This is a genomic window from Flavobacterium sp. (genome assembly GCF_044338735.1).
In the GTDB taxonomy this organism is placed as follows: Bacteria; Bacteroidota; Bacteroidia; order Flavobacteriales; family Flavobacteriaceae; genus Flavobacterium.
Genome location: NZ_JBIIWV010000123.1, coordinates 1 through 6,313 on the forward strand (window position 1 = coordinate 1; position 6,313 = coordinate 6,313).

At 32.6% G+C, this 6,313-nt stretch carries 5 protein-coding genes and 1 tRNA gene; all 6 read left to right on the forward strand.

The window, feature by feature from the left end:
• Positions 1 to 37: 37 nt before the first annotated feature.
• The 6 genes from ACIQZC_RS08200 (at position 38) to mrdA (ending at position 6,255) form a co-directional block, all read left to right on the forward strand.
• Positions 38 to 119 (forward strand) — tRNA-Leu (locus tag ACIQZC_RS08200).
• Between the two features lie 161 nt (positions 120 to 280).
• On the forward strand, positions 281 to 1,807 hold the full coding sequence (purH, locus tag ACIQZC_RS08205; RefSeq protein WP_396138748.1) for a bifunctional phosphoribosylaminoimidazolecarboxamide formyltransferase/IMP cyclohydrolase: 1,527 nt from the start codon (positions 281 to 283) through the stop codon (positions 1,805 to 1,807).
• Between the two features lie 146 nt (positions 1,808 to 1,953).
• Positions 1,954 to 2,982 carry a rod shape-determining protein gene (locus ACIQZC_RS08210; RefSeq protein ID WP_396138749.1) on the forward strand — a complete coding sequence of 343 codons (1,029 nt, stop codon included), beginning with the start codon at positions 1,954 to 1,956 and terminating at the stop codon, positions 2,980 to 2,982.
• A gap of 10 nt (positions 2,983 to 2,992) precedes the next feature.
• Positions 2,993 to 3,823, forward strand: coding sequence for a rod shape-determining protein MreC (gene mreC / locus ACIQZC_RS08215; protein ID WP_396138750.1), 831 nt, complete (start codon positions 2,993 to 2,995; stop codon positions 3,821 to 3,823).
• Entirely contained in the window at positions 3,824 to 4,327 is a 504-nt protein-coding gene (locus ACIQZC_RS08220; protein WP_396138751.1) for a rod shape-determining protein MreD, read from the forward strand.
• Positions 4,324 to 6,255 carry a penicillin-binding protein 2 gene (gene mrdA / locus ACIQZC_RS08225; protein WP_396138752.1) on the forward strand — a complete coding sequence of 644 codons (1,932 nt, stop codon included), beginning with the start codon at positions 4,324 to 4,326 and terminating at the stop codon, positions 6,253 to 6,255. The genes ACIQZC_RS08220 and mrdA overlap by 4 nt, the downstream gene beginning before the upstream one ends.
• Positions 6,256 to 6,313: the final 58 nt, after the last annotated feature.

Genomic DNA, 6,313 nt, shown 5'->3' on the forward strand with positions numbered 1-6,313 from the left:
TTTTAATCGAAAGCGTTATATTTGCACTCCAATTATCGCGGGTATGGTGAAATTGGTAGACACGCCAGACTTAGGATCTGGTGCCGCAAGGTGTGAAGGTTCGAGTCCTTTTACCCGCACAAAAAAAGCTCTTTATCGAAATGATTTAGAGCTTTTTATATTTTATTACTTAGTAAAGTTCAACCGATAGTTTTGTTTATAAAATCTTAAAATCACTTTAAATTATGTTTGAAAGTTTTAAGAAGTATAACTACTTTTGCATCTTAAACAACACAACCTAATGAATTCAACAAAAAAAATTGCTTCGGCACTAATATCTGTATTTGACAAAACAGGATTAGAGCCAATTGTTAAAGCATTGCATCAAAACAATGTAACTATTTATTCTACTGGCGGTACAGAAACTTTTATTAAAAACTTAGATATACCAGTTGTTGCCGTGGAAGATATTACGTCTTTTCCAGAAATTTTAGGCGGAAGAGTAAAAACGTTACATCCAAAAATCTTTGGAGGTATTTTAAACCGTCAAGATCATTCTGGAGATGTGCAACAAATGCAAGAATTCAATATTCCACAAATAGACTTAGTAATTGTAGATTTATATCCGTTTGAAAAAACAGTTGCTTCTGGAGCTAATGAAGCCGATATTATTGAAAAAATTGATATTGGAGGAATTTCATTAATTAGAGCAGCAGCAAAAAATTTCAAAGACACCGTAATTGTTCCTTCGGTAGAGGAATATGCTGCTTTTTTGAATTTTTATTTAGTAAATAATGGCGCTACAACATTAGAAAACAGAAGATTATTAGCTACTAAAGCATTTCATGTTTCATCACATTATGATGGCGCAATTTTTAATTATTTCAACACCGATGAAACCTATTTTAAAACGAGTGTAGCAAACGGACAAATTCTTCGTTATGGCGAAAATCCGCATCAAAAAGGTTTTTTCTTTGGTGATTTTGACCAAATGTTTACTAAAGTTCACGGTAAAGAATTGTCTTATAATAATTTATTAGATGTTGATGCTGCAGTTAACTTGATGAACGAATTTAAAGAAGATGAGCCTACTTTTGCAATTTTAAAACACAACAATGCTTGTGGTTTGGCTTCTAGAAGCACTATGAAGCAAGCTTATTTAGATGCTTTAGCTGCAGATCCAACCTCTGCATTTGGAGGAGTGCTAATTGCTAATGGAAAAATTGATCTTGCAACGGCAGAGGAAATCAATAAATTATTTTGCGAAGTAGTTATTGCACCCGCATATGATCAAGAAGCTATTGATGTATTGGAAGAAAAAAAGAATCGAATCATATTGATTTTGAATGAAGTAGAACTACCTCAAAAAAATGTACGAACTTGTTTGAATGGTGTTTTGGTGCAAGATAAAGACAATGTTACCGATTCGAAATCTCATTTAACAACAGTTACTAATTCAGCTCCAACTGCTGATGAAATTGGAGATTTATTGTTTGCATCTAAAATATGTAAACACACCAAGTCAAATACAATCGTTTTCGCTAAAAATAAACAATTATGTGCATCAGGTACCGGACAAACTTCACGTGTAGATGCATTGAAACAAGCTATAGAAAAAGCAACTTCATTTGAGTTTGATTTAACAGGTGCAGTTATGGCTAGCGATGCTTTCTTTCCATTTCCAGATTGTGTGGAAATTGCAAACAAAGCAGGTATTACAGCAGTTATTCAGCCAGGCGGATCTATTAAAGACGAGTTGAGTATCAATTATTGTAATGATAATAATATGGCAATGGTTTTTACAGGAATACGTCACTTTAAACACTAATTTTTTATACAATTTATAGCCTAATTTTTAACGCATTGAAAATATTTTTTTTAATGCGTTTTTAATTGAAATTATTCCAGATAATTTTCATAGTTTTGTTAGTTGTATACTATTTAAGAAAAAAACGTTAAACCCTTCATAAAACTATGGGATTTTTTGATTTCATGACCGAGGATATCGCAATCGACCTTGGTACCGCAAACACCCTAATCATCCATAACGACAAAGTTGTTATTGATAGTCCGTCTATTGTTGCTCGTGATCGTGTGACAGGTAAAATTATTGCCGTAGGAAAAGAAGCTAATATGATGCAAGGGAAGACGCATGAAAACATCAAAACAATTCGCCCATTGAAAGATGGGGTTATTGCCGATTTTGATGCTTCTGAGCAGATGATCAAAATGTTTATTAAAAGTATTCCCGCTTTAAAAAAGAAATTTTTTACACCAGCGCTTCGTATGGTTATTTGTATTCCTTCAGGAATTACTGAAGTGGAAATGCGTGCGGTTAAAGAATCAGCAGAACGTGTAAACGGTAAAGAAGTTTACTTAATTCATGAACCAATGGCAGCAGCTATTGGTATTGGAGTAGATATTATGCAACCTAAAGGAAACATGATTGTTGATATTGGTGGTGGTACTACTGAAATTGCAGTAATTGCCCTTGGCGGAATTGTTTGTGATAAATCGGTAAAAATTGCAGGGGATGTTTTTACAAATGATATTATCTATTACATGAGAACCCAACACAATTTATTTGTTGGAGAAACTACTGCAGAAAAAATTAAAATTCAAATTGGAGCTGCCATTGAAGATTTAGACAATGCGCCAGAAGATATGTCGGTTCAAGGTAGAGATTTACTTACTGGAAAACCAAAACAAGTAGATGTTTCGTACAGAGAAATAGCAAAAGCCTTAGATAAATCGATTCAACGAATTGAAGATGCAGTTATGGAAACATTATCTCAAACACCTCCAGAATTAGCAGCCGATATTTATAATACCGGAATTTATCTTGCCGGTGGAGGATCAATGTTAAGAGGATTAGATAAAAGAATCTCATTAAAAACAGATTTGCCTGTATACATTGCCGAAGATCCACTAAGAGCCGTTGTAAGGGGAACGGGAATGGCTTTAAAAAACATCAATAAGTACAAAGGAATTCTGATTAAATAAAAAATAATCCATGCAGCAAATAATTAATTTTATCATAAAAAACAGCTATCGATTGCTGTTTTTGCTGCTTTTGGTCCTTTCGCTTTCCCTTACTATAAAATCGCATACCTATCATCGAAGTGAATATATTAATTCGGCAAACAAAATCACCGGATCAGTGTATACACAATTAAATGATGTCAATGAATATTTTAGTCTAAAAGAAAAAAATAAAGAATTAGCATCAGAGAATGCCTTGTTAAAAGAATTGTTATTCAACAAAAAAGATACTTTGGTAACATCTAAAACACTTTTTAGAAACGACCTAAATAATTTTAATGTAGTAGTAGGAAAAGTAGTAAAAAACTCATTTAATACTCGAGAAAATTATATTACTATTAATGCAGGAAAGACTTTAGCAATTAAAACCGATATGGGTGTAATTAATGACAAAGGAGTTGTAGGAATCGTTGAAAAAACCTCAAAAGATTTTGCAACCATTCAAAGTGTCTTAAACATCAAATCAAAAATTAATGCCAAGATTAAAAATTCAGATCATTTTGGATCATTAGTTTGGGATGGAAAAAATGTAGGATTTGCTCAATTAATAGATGTACCTCGATTAGCTTCACTTCGAAAAGGAGATTCAATTGTAACAGGAGGTAATTCTGATATTTTCCCTGAGAATATTCCAATTGGAAAAATTGACAAAATTTTTATTGATCGAAAGACCAATTATTATACCATCAATGTGCGCTTGTTTAATGATATGACTGCACTAGGTTATGTATATGTAATAGAAAATAAAAAGAAAAAACAAAAACAAGAACTAGAAGCAATTACAACAGCACCAAAAAAATAAGTGAACAATAGTCTATTAAATAGTATTCGATTTATCGTTTTTTTATCCTTACAAGTATTGATTTTTAATAACATCAACTTGTTTGGATACATAAACCCTTATCCTTATATATTATTTATTATTTTATATCCAGTAAATAGTAATAAAAGTGTTTTGTTGTTAGGAAGCTTTTTTTTAGGACTATTGTTAGATATATTTTGTGATTCAGGAGGAGTTCACACAACGGCTTCAATTGTATTAGCTTTTTTACGGCCTACATTGTTTAGATTCTCTTTCGGATTAAGTTATGAATATCAAACCGTTAAGATAGCCGACAAGATGTCGCCCGAGCGAATTACACTGCTGTTATTAGCTATTGTGATTCATCATTTTATATTATTCTATTTAGAATATTTTAGATTAGGATTACTATTTACTATTTTATCACGCACCATAGTAAGTGCTTTATTCACTTTTACTATTTGTATACTAATAGTTTACTTAATTAAGCCAAATAAACGATGAGAAAAATTGCATTGCCCACTGTAATAATTATTTCTTCCCTTGTTTTTATTATACGTTTTTTTTATTTGCAAGTAATTGACGATTCTTTAAAATTAAAATCTGAAAATAATGCCATTAAAAAGATTTTTGATTTTCCAGAGCGAGGATATATTTACGACCGAAACGGAAAACTTTTAGTTGCAAATCAACCATCTTATGATATTATGGTGGTTCCGCGCGAAATAAAAAATATCGACACCTTAGAATTCTGTAAGCTATTGCACATCTCAAAAGCTGATTTTATTAGAAAAGTAAAAAAAGCAACAGTATATAGTCCAATGCTTCCTTCGGTTTTTTTAGCCCAATTGAACAAAGCAGAATATGCTGCTTTTCAAGAGAAAGAACGAAAATTTGAAGGATTTTATGCCCAAAAAAGATCACTTCGCGATTATCAAGTAAAGGATTGTGCCAATATTTTTGGATTCATCACGCAAGTGAACGATGCCATTTTGAAAAATAATGAATACTACAATAGTGGTGATTTGATAGGAAAACAAGGAGTTGAACAAGAATATGAAGAAATTCTTCGCGGGATAAAAGGAGTAAAATACTTGCTTCGTGACAAGCATAACAAAATTATTGGGCCATATAAAAACGGGGAATTTGATACTATTTCACAACAAGGAAATGATTTAACGTTAACCATCGACCATGAATTACAAAAATATGGCACAGACTTAATGATTAACAAAAGAGGAGGAATCGTTGCCATTGAACCAAAAACTGGGGAGATTTTAACTTTAGTTTCTGCTCCAACCTTTGATCCTGCGATGTTAGTGGGTCGCCAACGTTCAAAAAACTATACAGCTTTATACAACGATTCTATCTCGAAACCATTATATGATAGAGGGCTTCAAGCTACTTATCCTCCAGGTTCTCCGTTTAAAATCATTACAGGACTTATTGGTTTACAAGAAGGAGTTATTAATGAACAAAGCACTTTTTATTGCAATCATGGAGCAAATTTTGGTCGATTTATGGGCTGCCACTGCGGTTTACACACTTTACAATTGAACAATGGAATTTATAAATCTTGTAATTCTTATTTTGGTAATACTTATAAACGAACCATAGAAAAATATAAAAATTCCTTTTATAGTGTTGACAATTGGTCAAAACATGTGAAGAGTTTTGGCTTGGGACAATATTTAGGAACCGATATGCCAATTGGTGCAAAAGGACTCGTGCCTACCTCAAAGCTGTATAAAAAAATGTACAAAGGCGCTCCCATTCGCAGTTCTTATATTATTTCAAATGCGATTGGCCAAGGTGAAATCTTAACCTCACCTATGCAATTAGCAAACATGATGGCAACCGTGGCAAATCGAGGATATTATTATACACCACATATTGTTAAAAATATTAAAAATCAAAAATTAGACAAGAAGTTTACGACCCGTCATAATACAACAATTGACAAACAATATTTTGAGCCTGTTATTCAAGGATTAGAAGATGTATATAATAACGGAACGGGCTCTGGATTTAGAGTGGAAGGCATCAAGATTTGTGGAAAAACAGGAACGGCAGAAAACAAAATTAGAGTGGGAGGAAAGACTTATCAACTAAAAGACCATTCAATTTTTGTGGCTTTTGCGCCAAGAGATAATCCTAAAATTGCTATTGCGGTATTTATTGAAAATTCTGGATATGGCGCTACATGGGCTGGACCTATTGCTACTCTTATGATTGAAAAGTACATCAATGGTAAAATTTCTCGTACCGATTTAGAAGAACGAATGCTCAAAGGAAGTTTAGCTCCTGAATACAAAAAGATTGAAAATATTATTTACCAACGTTTCCCAGACCGATCTTCAGAAAAGGATTCGGCACTTTCAAGCGTTGAAGCACAAGTAGGAGAAGCAAAAAAAGAAGAAGAAAACGACTAAAATGAAAAATCAACGCGTTCGTTCAAGTATCGACTGGATTACCGTATTACTTTACATT